Below are 468 nucleotides of genomic sequence, written 5' to 3' on the forward strand. Positions count from 1 at the left end.
ATCGCGGCGTCAACAACACCAGCCTTGTGCTCGCCTTCGAATTCACCGACACCGGCCGCGTGTTCCTGTTCCCGGGCGACGCCCAGATCGGCAATTGGCTGAGCTGGAAGGATCTGAAGTTCCAGGTGGGAGCGGCGACCGTCACCACCGCCGACCTTCTGGCGCGCACCGTCTATCTGAAGGTCGCGCATCACGGCAGCCAGAACGCCACGCCGGAAAAGCAGGGACTCGACCTGATAACGAGCCCGGACCTCTCGGCTTTCGTTCCCACCAACAAGCTGGATGCGTTGAAGGTCCATTGGGGCGAGATGCCCTATGGCGCGATCCTGACCGCGCTCGAAGCGAAGACCAAGGGCCGGGTCATCCGGGCCGACGATGCCTGGCTGGCGAATGCGAATGGAAAGCCAGCTTTCGCTTCGCCCTCGGGCTCGATCCTGGCGGTGCGCAGTGCGCCGCGCGATCATGCCC

1 pseudogene is annotated in these 468 nt (G+C 64.3%); it reads left to right on the forward strand.

Going from position 1 to position 468, the window contains the following annotated elements:
- Window positions 1-468 (forward strand): annotated as a pseudogene (locus EOA29_RS41985) (hypothetical protein); the annotation flags it as partial.

Source organism: Mesorhizobium sp. M1E.F.Ca.ET.063.01.1.1, assembly GCF_003998155.1.
Lineage (GTDB): Bacteria > Pseudomonadota > Alphaproteobacteria > Rhizobiales > Rhizobiaceae > Mesorhizobium.